The organism is Pseudomonas sp. MAFF 730105 (assembly GCF_055380705.1).
Genome location: NZ_AP018438.1, coordinates 6,538,554 through 6,564,499, shown reverse-complemented (window position 1 = coordinate 6,564,499; position 25,946 = coordinate 6,538,554). Strand labels below are relative to the sequence as shown.

General features: G+C 60.7%; 20 protein-coding genes and 1 pseudogene. 11 read left to right on the top strand and 10 right to left on the bottom strand.

Annotated elements, in window-relative coordinates; all coding sequences use genetic code 11:
* Positions 1 to 186 precede the first annotated feature (186 nt).
* Positions 187 to 1,395, top strand: a complete 1,209-nt coding sequence (zigA, locus tag PCOSP_RS28990) for a zinc metallochaperone GTPase ZigA (RefSeq protein WP_175362286.1) — start codon at positions 187 to 189, stop codon at positions 1,393 to 1,395.
* On the top strand, positions 1,395 to 2,045 hold the full coding sequence (locus PCOSP_RS28985) for a DUF1826 domain-containing protein (protein ID WP_464710006.1): 651 nt from the start codon (positions 1,395 to 1,397) through the stop codon (positions 2,043 to 2,045). The genes zigA and PCOSP_RS28985 overlap by 1 nt, the downstream gene beginning before the upstream one ends.
* Here the strand turns inward: PCOSP_RS28985 and PCOSP_RS28980 are convergent.
* Entirely contained in the window at positions 2,042 to 2,395 is a 354-nt protein-coding gene (locus tag PCOSP_RS28980; RefSeq protein ID WP_464710005.1) for an NADH:ubiquinone oxidoreductase, read from the bottom strand. The genes PCOSP_RS28985 and PCOSP_RS28980 overlap by 4 nt on opposite strands.
* A gap of 28 nt (positions 2,396 to 2,423) precedes the next feature.
* Here PCOSP_RS28980 and PCOSP_RS28975 point away from each other — a divergent pair, with 28 nt between their 5' ends.
* Positions 2,424 to 3,389, top strand: a complete 966-nt coding sequence (locus PCOSP_RS28975; RefSeq protein ID WP_464710004.1) for a CobW family GTP-binding protein — start codon at positions 2,424 to 2,426, stop codon at positions 3,387 to 3,389.
* A 12-nt stretch (positions 3,390 to 3,401) separates the two neighbouring features.
* Here the strand turns inward: PCOSP_RS28975 and PCOSP_RS28970 are convergent, their stop codons facing one another.
* Positions 3,402 to 3,824, bottom strand: coding sequence for a DUF3301 domain-containing protein (locus tag PCOSP_RS28970; protein WP_139641327.1), 423 nt, complete (start codon positions 3,822 to 3,824; stop codon positions 3,402 to 3,404).
* 120 nt (positions 3,825 to 3,944) lie between these two features.
* Between PCOSP_RS28970 and pdxY the strand changes: the two genes are divergently transcribed.
* On the top strand, positions 3,945 to 4,817 hold the full coding sequence (gene pdxY, locus PCOSP_RS28965; protein ID WP_139641325.1) for a pyridoxal kinase PdxY: 873 nt from the start codon (positions 3,945 to 3,947) through the stop codon (positions 4,815 to 4,817).
* A gap of 115 nt (positions 4,818 to 4,932) precedes the next feature.
* Here the strand turns inward: pdxY and PCOSP_RS28960 are convergent, their stop codons facing one another.
* Positions 4,933 to 5,418 carry an acyl-CoA thioesterase gene (locus PCOSP_RS28960; protein WP_003187124.1) on the bottom strand — a complete coding sequence of 162 codons (486 nt, stop codon included), beginning with the start codon at positions 5,416 to 5,418 and terminating at the stop codon, positions 4,933 to 4,935.
* A 277-nt stretch (positions 5,419 to 5,695) separates the two neighbouring features.
* Here PCOSP_RS28960 and PCOSP_RS28955 point away from each other — a divergent pair, with 277 nt between their 5' ends.
* Entirely contained in the window at positions 5,696 to 7,459 is a 1,764-nt protein-coding gene (locus PCOSP_RS28955; RefSeq protein ID WP_139641323.1) for a cation:proton antiporter, read from the top strand.
* A 13-nt stretch (positions 7,460 to 7,472) separates the two neighbouring features.
* Here PCOSP_RS28955 and PCOSP_RS28950 read toward each other — a convergent pair whose 3' ends face one another.
* The 3 genes from PCOSP_RS28950 to uvrD all read right to left on the bottom strand — a co-directional run bounded on the left by PCOSP_RS28950 (position 7,473) and on the right by uvrD (position 11,386).
* Positions 7,473 to 7,880 carry an SMI1/KNR4 family protein gene (locus tag PCOSP_RS28950; protein WP_041023443.1) on the bottom strand — a complete coding sequence of 136 codons (408 nt, stop codon included), beginning with the start codon at positions 7,878 to 7,880 and terminating at the stop codon, positions 7,473 to 7,475.
* A gap of 140 nt (positions 7,881 to 8,020) precedes the next feature.
* Positions 8,021 to 8,893 carry a Tim44 domain-containing protein gene (locus PCOSP_RS28945; protein ID WP_175362289.1) on the bottom strand — a complete coding sequence of 291 codons (873 nt, stop codon included), beginning with the start codon at positions 8,891 to 8,893 and terminating at the stop codon, positions 8,021 to 8,023.
* Between the two features lie 309 nt (positions 8,894 to 9,202).
* Positions 9,203 to 11,386, bottom strand: a complete 2,184-nt coding sequence (gene uvrD, locus PCOSP_RS28940; RefSeq protein ID WP_464710002.1) for a DNA helicase II — start codon at positions 11,384 to 11,386, stop codon at positions 9,203 to 9,205.
* A 253-nt stretch (positions 11,387 to 11,639) separates the two neighbouring features.
* Between uvrD and PCOSP_RS28935 the strand changes: the two genes are divergently transcribed.
* The 3 genes from PCOSP_RS28935 (at position 11,640) to PCOSP_RS28925 (ending at position 15,865) form a co-directional block, all read left to right on the top strand.
* Entirely contained in the window at positions 11,640 to 14,513 is a 2,874-nt protein-coding gene (locus PCOSP_RS28935) for a putative bifunctional diguanylate cyclase/phosphodiesterase (RefSeq protein WP_464710001.1), read from the top strand.
* Between the two features lie 140 nt (positions 14,514 to 14,653).
* Positions 14,654 to 15,520, top strand: coding sequence for a transcriptional regulator HexR (gene hexR, locus PCOSP_RS28930; protein ID WP_003187110.1), 867 nt, complete (start codon positions 14,654 to 14,656; stop codon positions 15,518 to 15,520).
* A 135-nt stretch (positions 15,521 to 15,655) separates the two neighbouring features.
* Positions 15,656 to 15,865, top strand: a complete 210-nt coding sequence (locus PCOSP_RS28925; RefSeq protein ID WP_024777835.1) for a PA3496 family putative envelope integrity protein — start codon at positions 15,656 to 15,658, stop codon at positions 15,863 to 15,865.
* Here PCOSP_RS28925 and PCOSP_RS28920 read toward each other — a convergent pair.
* Positions 15,807 to 16,769 (bottom strand): LysR family transcriptional regulator, encoded by a 963-nt coding sequence (locus tag PCOSP_RS28920; RefSeq protein ID WP_139641315.1) that lies wholly within the window; start codon positions 16,767 to 16,769, stop codon positions 15,807 to 15,809. The genes PCOSP_RS28925 and PCOSP_RS28920 overlap by 59 nt on opposite strands.
* 187 nt (positions 16,770 to 16,956) lie before the next feature.
* Between PCOSP_RS28920 and PCOSP_RS28915 the strand changes: the two genes are divergently transcribed.
* Positions 16,957 to 18,372, top strand: a complete 1,416-nt coding sequence (locus PCOSP_RS28915; RefSeq protein ID WP_024777837.1) for an acetyl-CoA carboxylase biotin carboxylase subunit — start codon at positions 16,957 to 16,959, stop codon at positions 18,370 to 18,372.
* 12 nt (positions 18,373 to 18,384) lie between these two features.
* Positions 18,385 to 20,193 (top strand): sodium-extruding oxaloacetate decarboxylase subunit alpha, encoded by a 1,809-nt coding sequence (oadA, locus tag PCOSP_RS28910; RefSeq protein ID WP_139641313.1) that lies wholly within the window; start codon positions 18,385 to 18,387, stop codon positions 20,191 to 20,193.
* Between the two features lie 205 nt (positions 20,194 to 20,398).
* Here oadA and PCOSP_RS28905 read toward each other — a convergent pair whose 3' ends face one another.
* From PCOSP_RS28905 to PCOSP_RS28895, 3 genes and pseudogenes are all read right to left on the bottom strand, one after another.
* The gene (locus tag PCOSP_RS28905) at positions 20,399 to 22,807 is read right to left on the bottom strand and encodes an autotransporter outer membrane beta-barrel domain-containing protein (RefSeq protein ID WP_464709999.1); all 2,409 of its coding nucleotides are present in this window, start codon (positions 22,805 to 22,807) and stop codon (positions 20,399 to 20,401) included.
* A gap of 208 nt (positions 22,808 to 23,015) precedes the next feature.
* Positions 23,016 to 23,851, bottom strand: a pseudogene (locus PCOSP_RS28900) (amino acid ABC transporter permease).
* Positions 23,848 to 24,669, bottom strand: a complete 822-nt coding sequence (locus tag PCOSP_RS28895; RefSeq protein WP_175385407.1) for an ABC transporter substrate-binding protein — start codon at positions 24,667 to 24,669, stop codon at positions 23,848 to 23,850. The pseudogene PCOSP_RS28900 and the gene PCOSP_RS28895 overlap by 4 nt, the downstream one beginning before the upstream one ends.
* 113 nt (positions 24,670 to 24,782) lie before the next feature.
* Here PCOSP_RS28895 and PCOSP_RS28890 point away from each other — a divergent pair, with 113 nt between their 5' ends.
* Entirely contained in the window at positions 24,783 to 25,682 is a 900-nt protein-coding gene (locus PCOSP_RS28890) for a homocysteine S-methyltransferase family protein (RefSeq protein ID WP_175362292.1), read from the top strand.
* The last annotated feature ends 264 nt before the right edge of the window (positions 25,683 to 25,946 follow it).

Below are 25,946 nucleotides of genomic sequence, written 5' to 3'. Positions count from 1 at the left end.
CAGGCCCGCCAGTACGAATTTCAAAAGAATGCGCATCAGTAATTCTCGAAGAGTTGGAATTTCGGGCTAGCGAGTATTTATCGTTATACTATAACATAAAATAAGTCGCCCTGACCGAAGCGACAACCTGACAAAACGCGCCACAACACACACTTCCAACACGGCCGTCCGATGAGGATATACCTGATGCCCAATCGTCTTCCCGTAACTGTGCTCTCCGGGTTTCTTGGTGCCGGTAAGAGCACGCTGCTCAACTACGTTCTACGAAATCGTGACAACCTGCGTGTTGCGGTCATCGTCAACGATATGAGCGAGATCAATATCGATGGCAGCGAAGTTCAGCGTGATGTCAGCCTGAACCGCGCCGAGGAAAAGCTGGTGGAGATGAGCAACGGTTGCATCTGCTGCACCTTGCGTGAGGACCTGCTGGAAGAAGTCGGGCAACTGGCCAGGGAAGGGCGCTTCGATTATCTGCTGATCGAATCCACCGGTATTTCCGAGCCTTTGCCGGTGGCTGAAACCTTCACGTTCCGTGATGAAGAAGGTCGAAGCCTGGCGGATGTGGCACGGCTCGACACCATGGTGACGGTAGTCGACGGCCTGAACTTCCTGCCGGATTACCAAGCCGCCGAGAACCTTGCATCGCGAGGCGAAACACTGGGCGAGGAAGATGAGCGTTCGATCACTGATCTGCTGATTGAACAGATCGAGTTCGCCGACGTGATTCTGATCAGCAAGATCGACCTGATTAGCCGCCACGAGCGGGAAGAACTGATGGCTATCCTCAAGCGTCTCAACGCTCACGCGAAGATTATGCCCATGGTCATGGGGCAGGTGCCCCTGGGAGAAATCCTCGACACCGGTCGTTTTGACTTCGAGCGTGCGGCTCAAGCGCCCGGCTGGCTGCAGGAGTTGCGTGGCGAGCACTCGCCTGAAACCGAGGAATACGGCATCGCTTCGACAGTCTACCGGGCGCGCGGGCCTTTCCATCCCCAGCGCTTCTTCGACCTGATAGAACGACCCTGGATCAACGGCAAGCTGCTACGCTCCAAAGGCTTCTTCTGGCTGGCCAGCAAACCTGAAGACGCGGGCAGTTGGTCTCAGGCAGGCGGATTGATGCGACATGGGTTTGCCGGGCGCTGGTGGCGGTTCGTGCCCAAGGATCAATGGCCCCAGGATGCGGAAAGCACCGCGGCCATCATGAAAAACTGGTTGCCCGGCACTGGGGATTGCCGCCAGGAACTGGTCTTCATCGGCCAGAACATTGACTTCGACCTGCTCGCTGAAGAGCTGGACGGATGCCTGCTCACAGATGCGGAAATGGCCCAGGGTATGGAGAGTTGGCGCTTGCTGCCAGACCCGTTCGGCTCCTGGCATGACGAGGTCGCGGCCTGATGCTGGCGCCCACTCTGAAACAGGAGCGCCAGGTTCGGCAGGTTCTGGGCGATACCCCGCGGACCCTGGCGCAGATTCTGGAAGACGGCACCAACCTGGCGGTCTGGCAGCGTCAGCTTCCGGCGCACATCAGTGACTTTGCGGCGTTGGTGCTTTCGATGGATCAAGCGCTGGCCGAGTCGCTGGTACTCGAGATCCCGGAGGAGGACTCGCAACCTGAACTGAAGGGGCTTGCCGCCGGTTTCAGCGACCTGCACGGCTACGAAGGCTTCGTTGCCGATGTCGCCTGGCTGGTCAGCGCGTTTGCCTGCCTGCTGGGCGCCAAGCGGATCGGCCTGCGCCTGCGGACGCTGGACAAGGCCATGTGCCCACGCTTTCACGTCGATCATGTGCCGGTGCGGCTGATCACAACGTATGCCGGTGCTGGCAGCGAATGGCTTGAGGAGGGCGTCATGGAACGTCGACGGCTGGCTCAACCTGACGCCGAGCCCCGTGATCGGCAGGTGATCCAGCAGCTGTGCAGTGGCGAAGTGGCGTTGCTAAAAGGTGAAAAGTGGCTGGGCAATGAAGGCTTCGGCCTGATTCATCGCTCGCCGGAGCCGGCCCCGGGAGAACGCCGCTTGATCCTCACGCTGGATTGGCTGGCCTAAGGCTTGAGCCAGATACCCTGGCTTTTCCCTTCACAAAACGGCTTGAGATAAGCGGCGTCGGTGGTGACGCCGTAATAGTGAATATCCTGGCGGTAAGGCATATTGGCGACTTGGGCGTTGCTGCAGATGCCAAAGGCCCCTCCAGGGCACTGATCGACGTATTGCACCTCGACTTTCTGTCCGGCAAGGTTCGGTTGGCAGAAGCCGTCAGCGAACAGTTTGGGCGGGATGTTGCGGTTCTGCTGGCAGACTTTTACATCGAGCCGCTCCGCTTGACTGTGAACCACACAGGCCTGGGCCAGTGCCTGGTTCGATATCAGCGCCAACAAGCACCAACCGATTATCCGCATCGTTCACCTCCATCAAAAGTCGCCGATTATGTTGCAGAACATCCCCACCCATGTCATTGCCGGTTCCTTGGGCGCCGGCAAGACCAGCCTGATCAGGCAACTGCTGGCCCAGCGTCCGGCCGATGAGCGCTGGGCAGTGCTGATCAATGAGTTTGGCCAGATCGGCCTGGATGCCGCCTTGCTGACTCAGGAGGCCGATGGTATCGCACTGGGCGAGGTGGCCGGGGGCTGCCTGTGCTGCGTCAATGGCGCGCCGTTCCAGATCGGCCTCGGCCGTCTACTGCGCAAGGCACGACCGGACCGGCTGTTTATCGAGCCGTCCGGCCTGGGCCATCCTGCGCAACTGCTGCGGCAACTCCAGCTGGCGCCGTGGCTTGGCGTTCTGGCGGTCCAGCCCTGCGTAATGGTCCTGGATGCCCAGGCGCTGGCCCAGGGCAGACCTTTGCCCGAGGCGCAGCAGCAAGCGCTGGCCGATGCCGGACTGCTGGTGATGAACAAGTCCGAAGGCCTCAGTGAAACCGACCGCGCTCGAATCGCCGCCCAGCTACCGCCTCTTACGCAGCACTGGACGCAACAGGCTGCATTGCCCCTCGACAGGCTGCCGGGGTTTGGTGTGCAGGGAAGTGGGGCTGTGGATAACTTGAATCTGCCGAGGGATGTGGGCCAGATGCCGACCATCTGGAGTGATCCGACGTTGCCGATTTGCCTGCATCAACAGCAGAAAGAGGGCTGGAGCATCGGCTGGCGTTGGCACCCGAGCCAGCGCTTCGATCCGACGGCCCTGACGGAATGGCTGCAAGGCGGAAACTGGACACGGGCGAAGCTGGTTATCCACAGCGTCGATGGCTGGGTGTCGGCCAATGCACTGGATAAGGGAGCGCTGACCTGGCAAACCAGCGAGTGGCGCCAGGATTCGCGGCTAGAACTGATTTTCGGTCAGCCGCAAGACGTTGACGCGTTGCAAGCCGGCCTGGCGAACTGTCGGCGATTCTGAGTCAGACCCGTTTCAAGGCTTCCACTTGTTGTGTTCCTGGCGCCATTGGCTCAACTCGATAACCTCGGCCCGAGGCCTGGTCTGGATCGGTTCAATCGGCGCTTCGGGTGCTTCTTCGAAGGGCATCGGATACGGCGCGAGTTCGATTTGCGCGCTGTGGGCACCGAACTGGGTAATGGTGCCCGCATGACGGGACTCCCCCGTGACGGTGAACTCGAAATTGTAGACACGGGCCAGCCTGCGCCGCCCACTGCCATCCTTCACGAAACCGATTTTCTTCAGCGCTACGTTGCCGTCCAACAGCTCGATCTTGAGGTTGGCGCAATGCTGCACGACCCTCGCCAGGGCCCGTTCGCGCAAGCCATGGTTGTGCCACAACCAGGCGCCGCCGGTGGCCAGCAGCATCAGCACGAAAATGTTTCCAAGAGTCAGCATGAACGAAGTGCTCCCACAAGTTGCTATCAGCTTAACTGTGTCGCCGGTCTGTCGTACAGGCTGCGTTTAGTCGCATACTGCGCGGCTTGAATTTCAATCGTTTTACGGAAACCTCTCCCCATGAAACGGACGCCCCATCTGCTTGCCATCCAGTCCCACGTGGTATTCGGCCACGCAGGCAACAGCGCTGCGGTATTTCCCATGCAGCGTGTCGGCGTGAATGTCTGGCCGCTCAATACCGTGCAATTTTCCAATCACACCCAGTACGGCCAATGGGCCGGCGAGGTGCTTGCGCCGCAGCAGATACCGGCATTGGTCGAAGGCATCGCCGCGATTGGCGAGCTGGGCAATTGCGACGGGGTGCTGTCCGGTTATCTGGGCAGTGCCGCTCAGGGGCGGGCGATTCTGACGGGTGTGGCTCGGATCAAGGCTTCTAACCCCAAGGCGTTGTATCTGTGCGATCCGGTCATGGGGCACCCGGAGAAGGGCTGTATCGTGGCGCCCGAGGTCAGTGAGTTCCTGTTGGATGAAGCGGCAGCCGTGGCTGACCTCATGTGCCCGAATCAACTGGAGCTGGACAGTTTCTCGGGGCGCAAGGCGCAGTCGCTGTTCGACTGCCTCGCCATGGCTCGTGCGCTCATGGCACGCGGACCGAAGGCTGTCCTGGTCAAACACCTGGCCTACCCCGGCAAGCCCGAAGATCGCTTCGAAATGCTGCTGGTGACTGCCGATGGCAGTTGGCACCTGAGCCGTCCTCTACTGGCTTTCCCTCGCCAGCCCGTGGGCGTGGGTGACCTGACGTCGGGGCTGTTCCTGGCGCGGGTCCTGTTGGGAGACAACCTGGTGGCGGCCTTCGAATTCACCGCGGCTGCGGTGCATGAGGTGCTATTGGAAACCCAGGCGTGCGCCAGCTATGAGTTGGAGCTGGTTCGTGCCCAGGACCGGATCGCACATCCGCGGGTACGGTTCGAGGCGGTGCCGATCAGTCTTTGATCCTCACCGGCCCCTTTGCGAGCAGGCTCGCTCCCACCGTTGACCGAGTAGGTTCAGATACTGTGGGAGCGAGCCTGCTCGCGAAGGGCGCGACTCGGTCCCACAGGCTGAATGGTTAAGGCCCGTCCGCCTTGATCTCCTGATAACGCTTTTCCAGTTCCTGACGGATCTGCCGGCGCTGCTGCGCTTGCTCGTAGCGGCGTTTTGCTTCGCTGTTCTGCGGTTGCAAGGGCGGGACTGCCGCGGGTTTACGCTGGTCATCCACCGCCACCATGGTGAAGAAGCAACTGTTGGTGTGGCGCACCGAGCGTTCGCGAATGTTTTCGGTCACGACCTTGATGCCCACTTCCATCGACGTGTTGCCGGTGTAGTTCACCGACGCCAGGAAGGTCACCAGTTCGCCGACATGAATCGGTTCGCGAAAGATCACCTGGTCCACTGACAAGGTCACTACGTAGCGTCCCGCATAACGGCTGGCACAGGCATAGGCGACTTCGTCGAGGTATTTGAGCAAGGTGCCGCCATGGACATTGCCAGAGAAGTTGGCCATATCGGGGGTCATCAACACCGTCATCGACAGTTGGGCGTTTCCGGGTTCCATAACGTACTCACGGTTCAAGGCAGCAATTCAGGGAGTGCACCTCTGCGGGCGCTGGTCGCTGGCCCATAGGCCATCAGGTTTATCAAAACCATCGATATCGGGACGCTGCGCCTGTGCCTGCCGTCACGCGCCGATGGATCTGTTTCCATATATTGCACCGTCTTTTTGTCGGAAGTCGCGGTGTTAACCTGCAAAAGCCCATTGCATGGGCATTTCCTACAAAGGAAGCGGACTTATCCAGCTTGGCGATGAGTCATTTGATCAGGGAGCCCGACCGATGCATGCCATCAATTTCATTCAAGACCTGGCAATCATCATGATGGCAGCCGGATTGGTAACCGTGCTCTTCCATCGTTTCAAGCAACCGGTGGTATTGGGCTACATCGTTGCCGGTTTCCTCATCGGCCCCCATACGCCGCCGTTCGGTTTCATCCATGACGAAGACACCATCAAGACCCTCGCCGAGCTGGGTGTGATCTTCCTCATGTTCTGTCTGGGCCTGGAGTTCAGCCTGCGCAAGCTGTTCAAGGTCGGCGCCACGGCCTTCATCGCGGCGTTCCTCGAAATCGTGCTGATGATCTGGATCGGCTATGAGATCGGTCGCTGGTTCGACTGGAATACCATGGACTCGCTGTTCCTGGGCGCGATCCTGGCCATTTCATCGACCACGATCATCGTCAAGGCGCTCAACGACCTGAAGATGAAGAACGAACGCTTCGCGCAGCTGATTTTCGGTGTGCTGATCGTTGAAGACATCCTGGGCATCGGCATCATCGCCTTGTTATCAAGCATCGCTGTCAGCGGGACGGTGAGTTCCGGCGAAGTATTCTCCACCGTCGGCAAACTGTCTTTGTTCATGATCGTCGCGCTGGTCGTCGGCATCCTGCTGGTGCCGAGGCTGTTGGCCTACGTGGCGAAGTTCGACAGTAACGAGATGCTGCTGATCACCGTACTGGGCCTGTGTTTCGGCTTCTGCCTGCTGGTGGTGAAACTGGAATACAGCATGGTGCTCGGGGCGTTCCTGATCGGGGCGATCATGGCCGAGTCCCGGCAGTTGCTGAAGATCGAGCGCCTGGTGGAGCCGGTGCGTGATCTGTTCAGTGCGATTTTTTTCGTGGCCATAGGCCTGATGCTCGATCCGGCCATATTGCTGCAATACGCCTGGCCGATTGCCGTGATCACGGCGGCCGTGGTGCTGGGCAAAATGTTGTCCTGCGGTCTCGGCGCCTTTATCGCCGGCAACGATGGACGTACTTCTCTGCGGGTCGGGATGGGGCTTTCGCAGATTGGCGAGTTCTCTTTCATCATCGCCTCATTGGGGATGACGCTGCAGGTCACCAGCGACTTTCTCTACCCGGTAGCGGTCGCCGTCTCGGTGCTGACCACGTTGCTGACGCCGTACCTGATCCGTGCCGCCGATCCGTTGTCTCTTAAATTGGCGACCGTGATGCCGCGACGGCTGACCCGGGTGCTGGGCATGTACGGTGAATGGTTGCGCAGCATCCAGCCTCGCGGCGAAGGCGCGTTGATTGCTTCGATGATCAGGCGAATCCTGCTGCAGGTGGGCATCAACCTGGCACTAGTCATCGCGATTTTTGTGTCGGGCGGGTATTTCGCCGAGCGGATGTCGGTCTATCTGCAAGATTGGATCAGCGACCCGAGCTGGCAGAAAGCGCTGATCTGGGGCGGGGCGCTGCTGTTGTCGCTGCCCTTCCTGATCGCGGCCTATCGCAAGCTCAAGGCGCTGTCGATGCTGCTGGCGGAGATGGGCGTGAAGGCCGAGATGGCCGGTCGTCACACCCAGCGGGTGCGACGGGTGATCGCCGAAGTGATCCCCATCCTCTCGTTGCTGGTGATTTTCCTGCTATTGGCAGCCTTGTCGGCCAGTATCCTGCCGACCAACAAGCTGCTGGTGTTGATTGCCGTGGTAGCGACTGCCGTGGCGGCATTGCTCTGGCGCTGGTTTGTCCGCCTGCATACAAGAATGCAGGTGGCCTTGATGGAAACCCTGGACAACCACAAGGAGTCGTCCGGGCATTGATCCCTGATGCTGATCAGCTTTCCAGCCAGACGTCCCGCGCCCAGTGCCAAACGGACTCCCAGGTTTCTTCGGCAATCAGTTCTTCTTCGGCTTGCCAGAGCACCACGGTACCGTCTTCTTCGACGCAATAATAATCGTCGCCGTCCTGGCAGATCGGAATCAGGCTGCGGTCGACACCCGCATCCCAGGCGGTGGCGGCCACTTCCGGCAGGTAGGTATGGGAGTTGGGATCGGTAACGGTGACCGGTTCCAGGCTGCCATAGATGACATCGCTGACGGTCAGCAAAAACTCCCTGAAGACGAACGGGATATCGATGAACAACTGCTCTTCGATCTCTACCAGCAAGTCTTCGTCGGGCAACTCCAGTGGAACCGGTACCGGTTCGTTGGCTTCACGCAATTGTTCGATGATTTCTTCCACGTCCGGGTGTCCTCTTTCTCGATGGCGCGGTTTTACATGAGGCGGTTTATACAGTAGCGCGCCATAGATGCAACCGCGAAATAGAAAACCCCGGCTTGAGCCGGGGTTCTCTTATTTCAACAGGCGAAACGCGCAAAGGTTCAACCGTTCTGGCGAATACCTGCCACCAGCCAAGGCTGGTTCTCGCCTTGGGCACGCTCCATGTTCCAGCTTTCGCTGAACGCTTCGCCCTGATCGAAGCGAGAGTCCTTCGACACACCGCTGAAGGTCAGGGTAGCGATGGTCTTGTCGGCGCGATCATCGACACCGTCCAGTTGCACCTGAAGATTGTCGATGTAGGTGGACTGGTAGCCATCACCCAGGTCGGCACGTTCGCGCTTGAGGAACTCCAGCAGTTGCGGGGTCACGAACTCGGCGATCTTGTCCATTTCGTTCGCGTCCCAATGCTGCTGCAGGGAGTGGAAGTGGGTGCGCGCGGCCTCGACGAAGTTCCGTTCGTTGAACCAGGCAGGAGCGTTGATGACCGGGCGGGCGGCCACGGGTGCAGAACCACCGAAAATCGAGCCACCGGCAGGCTGCTGGTTGAACGTTTCACGCTGCATTGGCGCATGGCCGGCCGGAGCGTACTGCTCCTGCTGCTTGCGACGACGGGCGGCAATGAAGCGGAACACCAGGAAGGCGATGACCGCCAGGATCAGGATGTCGAAGATCTGCATGCCCTGGAAACCGCCACCCATGAACATGGAGGCCAGCAGGCCACCGGCGGCGATACCGGCCAGGGGGCCGAGCCAGCGCGAAGCACCGCCGGCCTTGGTGGCTGCGCCCGCGGCACCGGCCGCGCCTGCGGTGGCGGCAGTTGGACCGGCTGCGGAGGACGGCGCCATCTGGCTGGTCTGGTGAGTCGGGGCCGCGCCCGCACTTTTACCACCGCCAAAGCGCTTGGCGGCATTGGCGTCGATGGCCATCGTCAGGCCGATGCACAACGCCATGGCGATGCTCAGAAAACGTTTCATATAAAGGCATTCCCATTTGTGAATAGCACGCGCGCCATGTTGCACAGGTGAACTGTTGCTGGCTAGCGGCAGAGTGTTTCGGGCTTTTGCGTGACAGCTTAGGTTCAGCTTCAGAAGCGCAAGAGGGCCTGTTCGCTTTGGGCTGTAGGAAAGGTGGACAAGTTCTATCGGAAAGCAGCCAGATGCTGAAAGGTCACTGTGGGGGCGAGCCTGCTCGCGATGGCGTAGTGTCAGTGAACATCAACGTTGTCTGATTCACCGCCATCGCGAGCAGGCTCGCTCCCACATATAAAGTCTCGAGAAAACCTTCTAGATTGCCTCGAGCTTGGCGTACCCCAGCATCAGCCATTTGCTGCCTTCGCTGAAATTCACCTGCACCCGGGCCTGGGCACCGGCGCCTTCGAAATTGAGGATCACGCCATCGCCGAATACCGAGTGCCGCACGGCCTGGCCGAGGCTGAAGCCGGTCGCCGGGATGTCGCTGCCGCCGAACAGGCTGCTGGTGCCGTGCTGTTGGCTGCCACCGAACGGACGGCTGACACTGTTGGACAGGCGCACTTCCTGAATCAGACCCTTCGGCACCTCACGTACGAAGCGCGACACCTTGTTGTAGGTCTCGCTGCCATACAGACGCCGGGTTTCGGCGTAGGTCAGCACCAGGTTCTGCATCGCCCGGGTAATGCCGACATAGGCCAGGCGGCGTTCTTCTTCCAGGCGCCCCGGTTCTTCCAGGCTCATTTTATGAGGGAACAGGCCTTCTTCCATGCCCACCAGGAACACGTAGGGGAATTCCAGGCCCTTGGCGCTGTGCAGGGTCATCAACTGGATGCTGTCTTCATGTTCCTCGGCCTGGGTGTCACCGGCCTCCAGGGAGGCGTGGCCGAGGAAGGCCGCCAGGGGCGACAGGTCCGCGTCTTCTTCGGTGCTCTCGAAGTTACGGGCGGCGCTGACCAGTTCCTCGAGGTTTTCTACCCGGGCCTGGCCTTTCTCGCCTTTTTCCGCTTCGTGATAGGCAATCAGGCCGGACTGCTCGATGACGGTCTGGGTCATCAAGTGCAGTGGCATTTCTGCGCATTTGGCGGCCAGGTCCTCGATGAGGTCCATAAAGGCCTTCAGTGCGCCGGCGGCACGACCGGTCACGCCTTTGTTGTCGACCAGCAGACGCATGGATTCCCACATGGACACATGGCTGTGGCGCGCATGATCGCGGATCGCTTCGACGGTCTTCTCGCCAATGCCCCGGGTCGGTACGTTGATCACTCGCTCCAGGGCTGCGTCGTTGCCTCGGCCTTCGAGCAAGCGCAGGTAGGCCATGGCGTTCTTGATTTCGGCGCGCTCGAAGAAGCGCTGGCCGCCGTAGATGCGGTAAGGGATCCGCTCGCGCAACAACGCTTCTTCCAATACCCGCGACTGGGCGTTGGAGCGGTACAGGATGGCGATGTCACTGCGGGCCAGGCCGGTTTTCAGCGCGCTCTCGATGGTTTCCACCACATAGCGCGCTTCATCGTGTTCGTTGAAGGCGGCATAGAGGTTGATGGCTTCGCCTTCGCCGCCGTCGGTCCACAGCTCCTTGCCCAGGCGCCCGGTGTTGTTGGCGATCAGGGCGTTGGCAGCCTTGAGGATACCGGCCGTGGAGCGGTAATTCTGTTCCAGGCGGATAACTTCGGCGTCAGGAAAATCCGCCGAGTACTGATGGATGTTCTCGATTTTGGCGCCGCGCCAGCCGTAGATCGACTGATCGTCGTCACCCACCACCATCAGGCTGTCGCCGCCTTTGGCCAGCAGGCGCAACCAGGCGTACTGCACGGCGTTGGTGTCCTGAAACTCGTCCACCAACACATGCCGGAAGCGCTTCTGATAGTGCGCCAGCAGCCCTGGATGATCACGCCAAAGGTCGAGTGCCCGCAGCAGCAGTTCGGAAAAATCGATGACCCCGGCGCGCTGGCACGCGGCCTCGTAGGCTTCGTAGATGCTGCGCATGGTCGCCAGGAACAGGTCGCCGCTGGCCTGGATGTGCTGTGGGCGCAGGCCTTCGTCCTTCTGGCCGTTGATGAACCACTGGGCCTGGCGGGCCGGCCAGCGCTGCTCGTCCAGCCCCAGCTCGCGGATCACCCGCTTGACCAGACGTTGCTGGTCGTCGCTGTCCAGGATCTGGAAGGTCTGGCTCAGGCCGGCCTCCTGCCAATGGGCCCGCAACAGGCGGTGTGCCAGGCCGTGGAACGTACCGACCCACATGCCGGCCGGGTTGATGCCCATCAACTGTTCGATGCGGTGGCGCATCTCGGCAGCGGCCTTGTTGGTGAAGGTCACCGACAGGATCGAATGGGGCGAGGCGTTCTCGACCTGGATCAACCAGGCGATACGGTGCACCAGCACCCGGGTTTTACCGGAACCGGCACCGGCCAGGACCAACTGTCTACCCACGGAGGCCGCTACGGCCTGGCGTTGGGCATCATTGAGGGAGTTCAGCAGAAGAGAGAGATCATCGCGCATCGGCGCATTCTAGGGTGCGGCGGCACCCCGGGCAAACCAAGCTTTACCTCAGCCGATAAAAGACCGATTGGGATGACCGGTCAGTCATGGGTGCAAGCGGCGGCAAAACACGCTTGAAGGGGCTGTCGTCCAATGAAATAGCGACATTTTTAGACATTTTTGTGAGCGGGAGCAGTGTGGGATGGCCTCTGGCTTGTGTATGCTCGGTGCTCGTTTCGGGTTCTCCGTGCCCCTAAGAACAAGAACAGTGCCTATGACCCTCAATTCCGATCTGGCGGGCCCCTGTGTGGAACCGCGGGTCATCTGCAAGCAGTACGCCACGGAGATGGCTGTAGAGCGTACACGGTTGCTGTACCAGGGCTCGCTGCTGCCCACGTTATTCATGCTGGTCAACGGCCTGGTCTGCGCCGCCCTGTTGTGGGAGCCGTCACGCTATTTCCTGGTCAGCGTATGGCTGGTCTGGCTGTTGTCGCTGGTGGCGCTACGGGTGATACAGGTCGCGGCCTTCGATTCGGCGATCCCCAGCCGCCAGGCGCACCCGATCTGGTTGCGCATGTTCCTGCTCGGTTCGGCGATGACTGGCTTGACGCTGGCCGGGGCCGGCATCGCCCTGGTCCCGGCCGACAGCTTCCAGCAACAGGCCTGGGTGTTCGGCCTGATCGGCGCAGCCACGCTGTCGGCCAGTGTTGCCTATGCCGTGAGCCTACCGGCATTCCTGTCTTTCACCTTGCCCTGCCTGTTGCCGGCCATCGGCTTCCTCTTCTGGGGCGGTGACGAACAGCAGCGCGGATGGGGTTGGCTCGGTCTGGTGGTGCTGGTATCCCTGAGCGTGGTGGCCTGGCAGGTCAATCGATTGATGCAAAGCGGCATGCTGCGACGGTTCCAGAATCAGGCGTTGATCGAGCATCTGCAACAGACGCAAATCCGCAGTGCGCAGCTTAACGGGGCCTTGGGACGGGAGGTCGAACAGCGTCGTCTCGCCGAGGAGCAACTGCGTGCGGCCCAAGTGAGTCTCGAGGCGCGGGTCGCACAGCGCAGTCTCGAACTGGAGGCCGCCAGCCAGGCCTTGAGCAAGAGCGAGGCGCGCCTGGCCCTGGCCCTCAAGGCCAGTGAGTTGGGGTTGTGGGACTGGAACCTGCAGACTGATGAAGTCCATCACACCCAGCTCAAGGAATTGCTGGGTCTGGAGCCGGAATACATCACGGCGATGCTCAGCCACCTCACGCCACGCCTGCACCCCCAAGACCTGCCAGCGCTCAAGCGAGCCCTGGTCGAACACCTCAAGGGCCGTAGCGAGGACTATCAGATCGAGTACCGCATCCGTCACGGTAATGGCCATTGGGTCTGGATCGAAGACCGTGGCCGGGCCGTGGAGCGCAGCGCCAGCGGCCGGGTATTGCGCATGGTGGGCACCCGAAGAAACATCAGCGTCAGTAAAGAGCTGGAACAGCAACGGCAACTGGCGGCGACAGTGTTCGAGGCCGCCAGCGAAGGTATCGTGATCTTCGACCCCCACTATGCGCTGCTCGCCGCCAACCAGGCATTCACTCGGATTACCGGTTTTAATATCGAGGACATGCTGGGACGTAACGTCGTCGACCTGCCGTGCAGCCGCGATGCGCGCCGGCACTATCCCGTGATTCGCCAGGCACTCAAGCAACACGGCACCTGGCAGGGTGAACTGGTGGAAGCGCGGGCCAATGGCGAGTTATATCCGCAGTGGCTGCAATTGAGCATTGTGCGAGATTTTCGCGGAAGCGTTAGTCATATCGTGGGCTTCTTCGCCGATCTATCGGCCAGGCGCGAATCCGAAGAGCGGATGCGCTATCTCACCCATTACGATGAGTTGACCGGATTGGCGAATCGCTCGTTGTTCCGCGAACGCCTGCAGGAAGCGCAGCAGCGGGTGCGCCAAGGCGGGCGCCGCAGCCTGGCCTTGCTGCATATCGACCTGGACCGCTTCAAGCTGCTCAACGACAGCCTTGGCCACGACATCGCCGACCAGTTGTTGCAGAAAATGGCCCGGCGCCTGATCAATGCGCTGCCGGAGGCCAACACCATCGCGCGGTTGTCCGGCGATGAGTTCGCGGTGCTGTTCGATGCCTATGGCAATCTCTCAAGCCTGGCGCGCATGGCAACCCGCTTGTCCGCCAAGTTGCGGTTGCCACAGACCATTGAAGGTCACGAGCTGGTGGTCAGTGCCTCCATCGGTATCAGTCTGCTGCCCGACAACGCGCGGGATGTTTCCACCCTGGTCAACCAGGCGAACATGGCCATGCAACACGCCAAGCACCTGGGTGGCAACAACTTCCAGTTCTACACCGACAGCCTCCAGGCCAGCACGCTGGAGCGCCTGCAATTGGAGAACCAGCTGCGCAAAGCCCTTGAAGAGCGGCAGCTGAAGGTCTTCTACCAGCCCAAATTGTGCCTGGCGAGCGGTCGTCTGAAGGCGGCGGAAGCGCTGGTGCGCTGGGATCATCCGGCCATGGGGCGGGTGCCGCCGGGGCATTTCATCGGCCTCGCCGAGGAGACCGGACTGATCGGGCCCATTGGCGAATTCGTGCTGCGCCAGGCCTGCTGGCAGGCGTGCGAATGGCAGCGCCAGGGGCTTGCACCGATCCGGGTATCCGTGAATCTGTCGGTGCATCAGTTGCGCCAGGGCAAGCTCGTCAGCCTTGTGCGCCAAGTGCTGGAAGAAACCGGCCTGGCTCCCGAGTACCTGGAGTTGGAGTTGACCGAGAGCCAGTTGCTCGACAGCGTTGAACACATCATCGCCACCTTCCAACAGTTGCGCGACCTTGGGGTCAAGCTGGCGATCGACGACTTCGGCACCGGCTATTCTTCCTTGAGTTACCTCAAGCGTATCCCGGTGGATTACGTGAAGATCGACCAGGCGTTCATCCGCGGGCTGGAGGAGGGGGGCGAGGATGCGGCGATCACCCGGGCAATCATCACCATGGCCCACGGGCTATCGCTCAAGGTGGTGGCCGAAGGTGTCGAGCGGCCGGGACAACTCGAATTCCTGAAAGCCGAGCGTTGCGACGAAGTCCAGGGCTACCTCATCAGCCGTCCCGTCGAGGCAGAAAGCCTGGCCGCGTTGCTGCAGGCCGATGAAGACGGTTTATAGCGCCTGGCTGCTACATGGCGTGCATACAGCATGAAATCGGGATATCGAGTTACGTATTGGGCAGGCAAAAAGGCAATTCCTGTAGTATAACTACAAACTTGCTACATCCCGGCCACCGCCAATAACAAGAGTCCATCCCCTTGAACCTGTTGCAACACATCGCCCAGTCGCGCCACCTGCTGCGCAAATCGGAACTGAAAGTCGCCGATCACGTACTGCTTGATCCCGCGGCCGTGATGCACAGTTCCATGGCTGATCTTGCCCACAGTGTCGGCATCAGCGAACCGACCATCGTGCGCTTCTGTCGCGCCATCGGTTGCTCCGGGTTCCAGGACCTGAAACTCAAGCTGGCGCAGAGCCTGGCGGCCGGTGCGAGCTTCGGCCAGTTTGCGATCCATGAAGACGATTCGGTCGCCGACTACAGCCTGAAGATCTTCGACACCACCCTGCACACCCTCATGGAGGTCCGCGAGAAGCTCGACCCGGTGGCGCTGCAGAAAGCGGTCACGGCCATGTCCCAGGCCCAGCGTGTGGAGTTCTACGGTTTTGGTGCGTCGGGCGCGGTGGCGGCGGATGCGCAGCACAAGTTCTTCCGGCTGTTGCTCACGGCGGCTGCCTATTCCGATCCGCACATGCAGGCCATGTCGGCGGTCACCCTGAAGCCCACCGATGTGGCGATCTGCATTTCCCAGTCGGGGCGCTCCAAGGATCTGTTGATCACTGCCAACCTGGTTCGCGAAAGCGGCGCCTCGTTGATTACCCTGTGTCCGAGCCAGACGCCATTGGCCGAACTCTCGACGGTAAACCTGGCCATCGACGTGCATGAAGACACCGAGATCTACACGCCGCTGACCTCGCGCATCGCTCACCTGGTGGTGATCGATGTGCTGGCGATGGGCGTTGCCATGGCCCGTGGGCCGAGTCTGGTCAACCACCTCAAGAGCGTCAAGCGCAGCCTTCGCAGCCTGCGGCTGTCGCCCAAGTCGGTGAAGGCGTTGGATGATTAGAAGCTGCAAGGTACGAGCCTCAAGCTGCAAGAGGCCACTAGTCGCAACATTCATCGATCTGTAACCCCTGCGCCGCTAAATCGTCATCCCGTATTGTCATCGTAAAACTCCCGTATACGTCTTGGGAGTCTCGACATGACCCAGTCCTACGAAGAACGCAGCGCCGTCAAAACCCGTCGTCAACAGGAAGACCAGCGCCGCATGGCGTTTCGTCGTGCGATCGAAGACCGTTATGAGCAGCGCCAGCTCCTGGCGGAAATCAGCGAATATCCTGACGTCACAGAATTCAATTACTGGCAGGCGACGCCGGCGGCTTCCCGTCGAAACGCTCAACCAGGCCAATGATCTGAGCGCGTTCGCCGCGCACAAACGCCAGGAAGGCGTGGGCCACTGGCGACAGTCGTTTCGCCCTGGCCTGTACCAGGCACCAACTGCGGTACAGCGGCAGTTCCTCGACCGGCAGCTCGATGAGTGCGCCGGACGACAGCTCCCGGCTCACGGCGTGGCGCGTCAACAATGCCACGCCCAGGCCGGCCACCACGCATTCGCGTTGGGCCTCCGCGGATGCCACCTCCAGTGTCTGGGTGAAATGCACCCGTTTCTCCTTGAAATACTCCTCGCAGGCCAGCCGCGTGCCTGATCCTGGCTCGCGCAGCAGCAACGTATATGGCTCCAGATCCTGCAAGCGCAGCGGGCCCATGTGACACAACGGATGATCCGGCGGCGCCACGGCCACGATCGGATTGTTGAGGAATGGCAGGAACTCCAACCCCATGTCCTGAGGGACCATGGACATGATCACCAGGTCGTCCCGGTTGTCCGAGAGCCGGCGAATGACTTGTCCGCGATTGACCACCGTGAGGCTCAGATTGACCTCCGGGTGCTGGCGCTTGAACGCGGCAAACAGGTGCGGCACGAAATATTTGGCGCTGGACTCCACCGCCAGCTTCAGTTGACCTTGCAGCGAGCCCTGCATGTCCGAAAGCTGCATGTCGAGGTTTTCCAGGCGTCCGAAGATGTCCCGGCTGGCGCGTTGCAGGGCTTCGGCGGCTTCGGTCATGTAGAGTTTTTTGCCAACGTACTCAAACAGCGGTTGGCCAATCAGCTCTTCCAGGGATCGAATCTGTAGGCTAACGGCCGGCTGAGTGAGAGACATTTCATCAGCTGCGCGGCTGTAGGACCTCAGGTCGCACACCTCGTTGAAAATCTGAAGCTGACGCAATGTCATACGCATCAATGACTTACGCATTTTATAGCCACTCTGGTCCACGACGGGTAGGTCAACTATAAGTCTTCCCTTATGCCTGACCCAATAAATATTCATTTTTGTTAATCAACGGCCGGGACTAGTGTGGTGCTGCGACCGATTGTTACATCTGGTCACGCGTCGGCCTGAACCTCAGGCCGTGGTATCACCGGCTCAAGGGAACCTCCAATTGATAAAAAAGATCCTGATCGCCAACCGTGGTGAGATTGCCGTCCGCATCGTGCGCGCTTGCGCGGAGATGGGCATTCGCTCGGTCGCGGTCTATTCCGACGCTGATCGCCATGCCCTGCATGTCAAGCGTGCGGACGAGGCCCACAGCATCGGCGCTGACCCGCTGGCCGGCTACCTCAACCCGCGCAAACTGGTGAACCTCGCCGTGGAGACTGGCTGTGATGCCCTGCATCCCGGTTATGGTTTCCTCTCGGAAAACGCCGAACTGGCGGACATCTGCGCCGAACGCGGAATTAAATTCATTGGTCCTGCGGCCGAAGTCATTCGCCGCATGGGCGACAAGACCGAAGCGCGCCGCAGCATGATCAAGGCCGGTGTGCCGGTTACACCGGGCACCGAAGGCAACGTATCGGGCATCGAAGAGGCGTTGGCCGAGGGCGACCGGATCGGTTACCCGGTGATGCTCAAGGCCACGTCCGGCGGCGGCGGTCGGGGTATTCGACGCTGCAACAGCCGTGAAGAACTGGAACAGGCTTTCCCACGGGTCATCTCCGAAGCCACCAAGGCGTTCGGTTCGGCGGAAGTGTTCCTGGAAAAATGCATCGTCAACCCCAAGCACATCGAAGCGCAGATCCTGGGCGACAGTTTCGGCAACGTGGTGCATCTGTTCGAACGGGATTGCTCGATCCAGCGGCGTAACCAGAAGCTGATCGAAATCGCCCCCAGCCCGCAACTGACGCCCGAGCAGCGCGCCTACATCGGCGACCTGTCGGTGCGCGCCGCCAAGGCCGTGGGCTATGAGAACGCCGGCACCGTGGAGTTCCTGCTCGCCGAGGGCGAGGTGTACTTCATGGAGATGAACACCCGGGTGCAGGTGGAACACACCATCACCGAAGAAATCACCGGTATCGACATCGTTCGCGAACAGATCCGCATTGCGTCCGGGCTGCCGTTGTCGGTCAAGCAGGAAGACATCCAGCACCGTGGCTTTGCCTTGCAGTTCCGGATCAACGCCGAGGACCCGAAGAACAACTTCCTGCCCAGCTTCGGCAAGATCACCCGCTACTACGCCCCTGGCGGCCCGGGTGTGCGCACCGATACGGCGATCTATACCGGCTACACCATTCCACCGTTCTACGATTCGATGTGCCTGAAACTGGTGGTCTGGGCGTTGACCTGGGAAGAAGCCATGGACCGAGGCCTGCGTGCCCTGGATGACATGCGCCTGCAGGGGGTCAAGACCACTGCCGCGTACTACCAGGAAATCCTGCGCAACCCGGAATTCCGGAGCGGCCAGTTCAACACCAGCTTCGTCGAAAGCCACCCTGAACTGACCAACTACTCGATCAAGCGCAAACCCGAAGAGCTGGCCCTGGCCATCGCCGCCGCCATTGCCGCCCACGCAGGCCTGTAAGGAAGTATGACCATGTCCAAGAAGATCTTTGTTACCGACACAATCCTGCGCGACGCCCACCAATCGCTGCTCGCTACCCGCATGCGCACCGAAGACATGCTGCCCATCTGCGACAAGCTCGACAAAGTCGGCTACTGGTCGCTGGAAGTCTGGGGCGGCGCGACGTTCGACGCCTGCGTGCGTTTCCTGAAAGAAGACCCGTGGGAGCGCCTGCGCCAGCTGCGCGCCGCGCTGCCCAACACCCGTCTGCAAATGTTGCTGCGCGGCCAGAACCTGTTGGGCTATCGCCATTACAGCGATGATGTGGTCAAGGCGTTCGTGGCCAAGGCCGCGGTCAACGGCATCGATGTTTTCCGCATTTTCGATGCGATGAACGATGTACGTAACCTTCGCGTGGCCATCGAGGCGGTGAAGGCTGCCGGCAAGCATGCCCAGGGCACCATCGCCTACACCACCAGTCCGGTGCACACCATCGACGCTTTCGTGGCCCAGGCCAAGCAGATGGAAGCCATGGGTTGCGATTCGGTGGCGATCAAGGACATGGCCGGTTTGCTGACCCCGTACGCCACTGGCGAACTGGTAAAGGCGTTGAAGGCCGAGCAATCGTTGCCGGTGTTCATCCATTCCCATGACACCGCCGGCCTGGCCGCGATGTGCCAGCTCAAGGCTGTCGAGAACGGCGCCGACCACATCGACACTGCTATCTCCAGCTTTGCCTGGGGCACCAGCCACCCTGGCACCGAATCGATGGTCGCTGCCCTCAAGGGCAGCGAGTTCGATACCGGCCTGGACCTGGAGTTGCTGCAGGAAATCGGCCTGTACTTCTACGCGGTGCGCAAGAAGTACCACCAGTTCGAAAGCCAGTTCACGGCGGTGGACACCCGTGTCCAGGTCAACCAGGTACCCGGCGGGATGATTTCCAATCTGGCCAACCAGTTGAAAGAGCAGGGCGCGCTGAACCGCATGAACGAAGTGCTGGCGGAAATCCCGCGAGTGCGCGAAGACCTCGGCTTCCCGCCATTGGTCACGCCGACCTCGCAGATCGTCGGCACCCAGGCCTTCTTCAACGTGCTGGCCGGCGAGCGCTACAAGACCATCACCAATGAAGTGAAGCTCTACCTGCAAGGCGGCTACGGCAAGGCGCCGGGTGAAGTGAACGAGAAGCTGCGTCGCCAGGCTATCGGTAGCGAAGACGTGATCGACGTGCGTCCGGCTGATCTGCTCAAGCCGGAAATGACCAAGCTGCGCGGCGAAATCGGCGCCTTGGCCAAATCCGAAGAAGACGTGCTGACCTTTGCCATGTTCCCGGATATCGGGCGCAAGTTCCTGGAAGAGCGCGAAGCCGGCACCCTGACTCCGGAAGTGCTGTTGCCGATCCCTGAGGCAGGCAGTGTGGGCTCGGCGGGCGGCGAAGGCGTACCGACCGAGTTCGTCATCGACGTTCATGGCGAAACCTACCGCGTCGACATCACCGGGGTAGGCGTCAAGGCCGAAGGCAAGCGTCATTTCTACCTGTCCATCGATGGCATGCCGGAAGAAGTGGTGTTCGAACCGCTCAATGAATTCGTCAGCGGCGGCAGCAGCAAGCGCAAGCAAGCCTCTGCACCTGGCCACGTCAGCACCACCATGCCGGGCAACATCGTCGATGTGCTGGTCAAGGAAGGCGACGTGGTGAAGGCTGGCCAAGCTGTGCTGATCACCGAAGCCATGAAAATGGAGACCGAAGTACAGGCGGCCATCGCCGGCAAGGTCACCGCCATTCATGTGGCCAAGGGCGACCGGGTCAATCCGGGCGAGATCCTGATCGAGATCGAAGGCTGAGCTAACAGCCTCGATACAACGCTTTAACCTCGGGGGGCATGTGCTCCCCTTTTTTTTTGCGCAAATGCCTGCCCCACACCAAACCCCTGTGGGAGCGAGCCTGCTCGCGATAGCGATGTACCAGCCGCCATCGATACTGGCTGACCTGACGTCATCGCGAGCAGGCTCGCTCCCACACGATTTTCCACAGCCTCTCCTTAGGCGATCAGAACATCATCCGCCAGTGGCCCATCAGCGCCTGGTTACGGTTGTCGTTGCCCGTTTCACCGCTATAGCCCAGTCCCAGCGTATGCCAGGGTGAAACAGCCAGGTCCAACCCCGCTTCGACGAGCAGGCTGTCGCGGTCCAGCTCGGAGCCTTCCACCCGATAGGAACTACCGCCGCTCACCAGGCCCTGGCGAGAACGGCCGGTGACGTCGCCGTAGAGATGTTTCCAGCCGACATTCAGGCGAGGAGTCCATTGCATACCGCGATCCAGGGCAAAAGGCCGGGCGAGGCGCAGGCCCAGGTGGCTGCTGTAAGCGTCCTGGGTCTGGTCATGGACCTTCAACGCAGCGTCCCCGCCTTTTTCCTGATAGCGGTCACGTTGATAACGTTGGTAGCCCAAATGGGCATAGGGTTCGATCTCAAGATGAGCGAGGTCGAAGCGGTAGCCCATCTGTCCAAAGACCTGTTGCGTGTTGGCATCGTAACGACCCTTGAGGCGATCACTGAAACCATTGAAGGCCACGTGACGTTTGGTACTGCCGTCATGGTCGCCATGAACGGCGCCCAGCCGCAGCGCCAGCGGGCCATCCTGGCACAGGGCGTATGCACCCAGGTACCAACTGTCGAGTTCGCCGTCGAAGCGGTGGCCGTCCAGCCGCGTCTGCGTCTTGCTGCCGATGATGCCCAGGCGCCATTCAGGGCTCACCGTCCAATCGGTCCCCAGCATCAGCCCCGTTGTTGAATACTTGAGGGCATCGCTTCCCCATTGCCTACCGACAACGCCATTGTTGCCGATGGCCTGGACCCAGACCTGACCGTCGACAGGCTCGCTCTGCGGTTTTCTCCGGGCCATGACCGAGAGCATCCCGGTGCTGATCGGAGCGCTGCTGCTCAAGGTAGCGTTGGCGAGGTTGGCGGTGTCGTAACCCGTGAGCTGGTCGATAGCGTCGGCAGCCGTGAATATGTTGGTGCCCAGTAAAGCGTTGATGGCGGCGTTGGGCTTTGCGGCGGGTTGGGCGGCTGGCAGCGGAGCGGCAGGCGCTTGCGCAACGGCCGCAGTTCTCGCTGGCTCGGAAGCTTTGGGTGCTGGGGCTACAGCAGGCGCTTGCGCAACGGCCGCAGTTCTCGCTGGCTCGGAAGCTTTGGGTGCTGGGGCTACAGCAGGCGCTTGCGCAACGGCCGCAGTTCTCGCTGGCTCGGAAGCTTTGGGTGCTGGGGCTACAGCAGGCGCTTGCGCAACGGCCGCAGTTCTCGCTGGCTCGGAAGCTTTGGGTGCTGGGGCTACAGCAGGCGCTTGCGCAACGGCCGCAGTTCTCGCTGGCTCGGAAGCTTTGGGTGTTGGAGCTACAGCAGGCGCTTGCACATCGGGTGGCGCAACCGATTCAACCGGCTGTGGCTCGTCGATGTGGGCTGCGAATTCGCGCGCGTTTTTGGTAGCCGCTAGCGACTCAATCGGAACCTCGTTCCGGGCATAGGTTAGATTGACCTGTGTCTCCAGGTAACGGGGCGTCGCAGTCATGAATGCGAGTTCGCTGATGACCTGTCCGAATTCGCCTTCGACCCTGGATGCGTTGATAACGGTATGTTCGTTTGTACCGACATATTCGCCCGGGGCGGCGTTGATTTTCAGCGTGGCGTTATCCAGGGTCGCGATTCCCCCGACCGTGATCGTGGCACTGCCTCCCTGGGCGTTGACGCCGTAGACGAGCTCAGCACCTTGCGCCAGCCTGAAGTCCTTGGCAATGAAAGGCGCACCCATTGCCGGACCGACTTCCAACAGTCCTGCCACATCGAGGCTCTCCACCGTTCCGCTGCCGCTGAACCGGGCTGTTTCCGCCACAACGACAGTCCCAGCGGTGCCCGGGTTCGTCATGTGGGCATTGGGCCCGACAAATACGCTGCTGGCGACAATGCCCTGATTATCGAAGCCGCCCAGAACGTGTACCTCACCACCGAGATGCCCGGTGTTGATCAGCTTGGCTTTCGGCGCAATCAGGCTTCGGCCATCGAAGCCCTGGGCGTTCGACCATTCCCCTCGCTTGACATGCAGGTCCTGGAAATTGCGTACCTCATCCAGCTTGCCCCCTGACACGGTGTCCAACTGCAGGACATTGATTCCGCCTCCGCCGTCGACAAGCCCCATGAGCTTGCCGCGTCCGCTCACGATGACCAGATCGTCGTCGCTGCCCGTTTCCAGCGCGAGCACGGTCTTGGTGACTCTGGTGCGATTTCTCTCCGGTGCACTGGCGAACGCCTTGAGGCGGGCTTGTACCTGGGCGGTGGTTTCCGGGGGTGAGGGCAGGGCGTCATTGACGATTGGCTGAGCCATGGAGACATCGGCGCAACCGAGCATCAGGGCAATCGCCAAGGCAAGGTATTGGAGTGGATATGCGTGTTGGTCTGGCATTGAATGCGGCCTCTCATGAAGGGAGTCCGCACTTTAAAAATTCACTCTGGAGCGCGATGCCGGCTATGGCTGTGCCGCTGGCGAGAGATCGCGACGAAGCCTGTAGGCCGGTCGCGTCTTGAGCAAGGCCTCGTCGCGTCAGCGCTCACGGTACGTGGCGTTGCCCTACATCACTCTCGGAACGGTCCGTTTGACAGCGATGGGGCTGTCAACTGCGCTTGAGGTACGCCTTCCCATAATGCCGCTCCATGCGCGCCTGGATCAGTTCCAGTGCGATGGACATCAGCCAATAGATGATCGCCGCCGTGGTGAGCATTTCGATGTAGCGATAGCTGGAGCGGCCATAGGATTGCGCGAGGAACATCACCTCCCAGACGCCCATCACCGAAATCAGGGAAGAGTCCTTGAGCATGGAGATGAACTGGTTGGTGGTCGGCGGGATGATGGTGCGCATGGCCTGGGGCAGGGTGACGCGCCAGAAGATCACTGTCTCGCTCAGGCCCAGCGCCAGCGAGGCTTCGCGTTGGCCTTGGGGGACGCCGACGATGCCGGCGCGGAAAATTTCGCTCAGGTAAGCGCCGTAGTTCAGCGACAGGGCAATGATCCCGGCGGTGACGGCGCCTGGGACCACCCCAGTTGCGGCAAGCCCAGGTAGATCAGCAGGATCTGGATCAGCAGTGGCGTGCCACGGAAGAACGACGCATAGAAACTGGCAATGCCGAACGCCACCGCGCTGTTGGACAGTCGTGCCAGGGCGGTGATGAAGCCCAGCAATGACGACGCGACGATCGAACACAGACACAGGAACAGCGTCAGCACCGCGCCCTGCAGAAAGCCGTTGGGTGCCAGGTGCAGGCCGATCAGGTTCGGCAACTTGTCCAGGATGATCGAGAACTTCAGGTCGAAGCCCAGGAAAAAACTCGCGAACAGCGCCAGCATGACCGCCCAGGTCAGGTACAGCCGTGTGCGAAAACCGAAGATTTTCTTCAGGCGCGACTCAGCCACCGGTTGCGGTGGCTGGGAAGGGGATGGAAAAGAGGTCATTGAGTGATGTCGGCGCCGATCCATTTCTGCGAGAGTTTGCTCAAGGTGCCATCTTGTTTCAACTGGGCGAAGACTTCACGCACCTTGCTGTCCCACTGGGCATCGCCCTTTTCGATGGCCACCGAGTTCGGTTCGGAGTACAGCGGCTCGCCGGCCAGTTTGAAGCGTTTGTCTTCGGTCAGGCGCGGTTGCGCGGTCACCAGATTGGTCAGCACCGCGTCCAGGCGTACCCCGGCGCCCAGGCCCAAGTCCTGGAAGGCCACGTTGTCGGTGTCATACGGGGCGATCTGTACGTTGTCGAACGGATAGCTCAGTTGGGTATCCTCGGCGCCTTCGATCACCAGGTTCTTGTTCAGGTAACTCTCGTAGCTGGAGGCACTGGTGAGGCCGACTTTCTTGTCGCTCAAGTCCTTGGCGCCGTGGATCCGGTCGTCCTTGGCGTTGACCACGATGACCGCCGGCGAGGCGTAATACTGCACCGGGAAATCGAACACTTCGGCGCGGGCCTTGCTCGGTGTCATGGAGCAGATGCAGATGTCGTAGCGCCCGCTCCAGTGTCCGGCGGCGATCACGTCCCAGGACGGCGTTTCCAGGCGCAGCTTCACGCCCAGCTTCTGCGCCACAGCTTTGGCTACGTCCACATCAAACCCGTCGAGCTGGTTCTGATCGTTGAGAAACGAGAAGGGCGGATAGCTTTCCATCAATACGCCGACCAGTTCTTTTTTCTGCTCGACACGGTCCAGCGTGGTACCGGCGAAAGCTTGCGAAGCGGCGGCCAGCAGAGTCAGGCCCAAGGCCATCAATGGTTGAAGTTTCATGTAGGGCCCTGGCTGAAAATACAGGTTGTGGTTAACTGAAGAGTGCGTATTAAATAGTTATAAGAACAACTCCGGTAGTGAGTTATTTTCATAAGCTTATGAGTGAATCGTATATGGGCTCAGCAACGACAGTCATTCTCGACGGCGGAATGGGCCGCGAACTGCAGCGCCGTGGCGCGCCGTTCAGGCAACCCGAATGGTCGGCGTTGGCCCTGAGCGAAGCCCCGCAGGCCGTAGAGGCCGTGCACGCGGCCTATATCGCCAGCGGCGCCAATGTCATCACCAGCAACAGCTATGCTGTCGTACCGTTTCACATTGGCGAAGCGCGCTTCGCCGCCGAAGGCCAGGCCCTGGCAGCGCTGGCCGGCGAACTGGCCCGGCGGGCGGTGCAAGCTTCCGGCAAAGCCGTGCGGGTTGCCGGCTCGCTGCCGCCGCTGTTCGGTTCCTATCGGCCTGATCTGTTCGATGCCTCCCGCGCCAGTGAGCTGTTGTCGCCTCTGGTAACCGGCCTGGCGCCCCATGTCGACCTGTGGCTGGCCGAAACCCAAAGCTCGACGGTGGAAGCGAAGGCGATTCATGCCGGGCTGCCCCAGGATGGCAAGCCGTTCTGGCTGTCGTTCACCCTCAAGGACGAAGACACTGATGAAGTGCCGCGCTTGCGTTCCGGCGAGCCGGTGGCGGAGGCTGCGGCCGTTGCGGCCGAACTGGGCGTCGAGGCGCTGCTGTTCAACTGCAGCCAGCCGGAGGTGATCGGTGCTGCGATCGATGCTGCCCGGCAAACCTTCGAGCGCCTGGGGGTGAAGATCCACATCGGCGCCTACGCCAACGCCTTCCCGCCGCAACCCAAAGAAGCGACCGCCAACGACGGGCTGGATCCGCTGCGTGAAGACCTCGATCCACCGGGCTACCTTCAATGGGCGGCGGACTGGCAGAAACGTGGGGCCAGTCACCTGGGTGGTTGCTGCGGAATCGGCCCGGAGCATATTGCGGTTCTGGCGCAGAAGTTGGTTTGAGCCTTTAGCGAATCATCAGCTGAACGATTGTCATCGCGAGCAGGCTCGCTCCCACAGGATGGAACGCATTCCCCTGTGGGAGCGAGCCTGCTCGCGATAGCGGACTTCAGCTGTCCATAAATATCAGCTTACGTTTCCCCTCCAGTTCCACTGCCCTCTATACATATGTACGTCATCTCGGGACGAACAGCGCGATAGGGTCCGGACTCTTTCAATCAGAACCGGACCATTGAAATGTCGATTTCCCCAAGGATGAACCGGGTG

Coding starts and splice junctions, on each gene's coding strand:
- PCOSP_RS28955 (WP_139641323.1), top strand. CDS start 5,696: ATGCATGCCATCAATTTCATTCAAGACCTGGCAATCATCATGATGGCA.
- pdxY (WP_139641325.1), top strand. CDS start 3,945: ATGAAACGGACGCCCCATCTGCTTGCCATCCAGTCCCACGTGGTATTC.
- PCOSP_RS28935 (WP_464710001.1), top strand. CDS start 11,640: ATGACCCTCAATTCCGATCTGGCGGGCCCCTGTGTGGAACCGCGGGTC.
- PCOSP_RS28895 (WP_175385407.1), bottom strand. CDS start 24,669: ATGAAACTTCAACCATTGATGGCCTTGGGCCTGACTCTGCTGGCCGCC.
- PCOSP_RS28985 (WP_464710006.1), top strand. CDS start 1,395: ATGCTGGCGCCCACTCTGAAACAGGAGCGCCAGGTTCGGCAGGTTCTG.
- PCOSP_RS28980 (WP_464710005.1), bottom strand. CDS start 2,395: ATGCGGATAATCGGTTGGTGCTTGTTGGCGCTGATATCGAACCAGGCA.
- PCOSP_RS28905 (WP_464709999.1), bottom strand. CDS start 22,807: ATGCCAGACCAACACGCATATCCACTCCAATACCTTGCCTTGGCGATT.
- uvrD (WP_464710002.1), bottom strand. CDS start 11,386: ATGCGCGATGATCTCTCTCTTCTGCTGAACTCCCTCAATGATGCCCAA.
- PCOSP_RS28920 (WP_139641315.1), bottom strand. CDS start 16,769: ATGCGTAAGTCATTGATGCGTATGACATTGCGTCAGCTTCAGATTTTC.
- PCOSP_RS28970 (WP_139641327.1), bottom strand. CDS start 3,824: ATGCTGACTCTTGGAAACATTTTCGTGCTGATGCTGCTGGCCACCGGC.
- oadA (WP_139641313.1), top strand. CDS start 18,385: ATGTCCAAGAAGATCTTTGTTACCGACACAATCCTGCGCGACGCCCAC.
- PCOSP_RS28890 (WP_175362292.1), top strand. CDS start 24,783: ATGGGCTCAGCAACGACAGTCATTCTCGACGGCGGAATGGGCCGCGAA.
- PCOSP_RS28945 (WP_175362289.1), bottom strand. CDS start 8,893: ATGAAACGTTTTCTGAGCATCGCCATGGCGTTGTGCATCGGCCTGACG.
- zigA (WP_175362286.1), top strand. CDS start 187: ATGCCCAATCGTCTTCCCGTAACTGTGCTCTCCGGGTTTCTTGGTGCC.
- PCOSP_RS28960 (WP_003187124.1), bottom strand. CDS start 5,418: ATGGAACCCGGAAACGCCCAACTGTCGATGACGGTGTTGATGACCCCC.
- PCOSP_RS28975 (WP_464710004.1), top strand. CDS start 2,424: ATGTTGCAGAACATCCCCACCCATGTCATTGCCGGTTCCTTGGGCGCC.
- PCOSP_RS28925 (WP_024777835.1), top strand. CDS start 15,656: ATGACCCAGTCCTACGAAGAACGCAGCGCCGTCAAAACCCGTCGTCAA.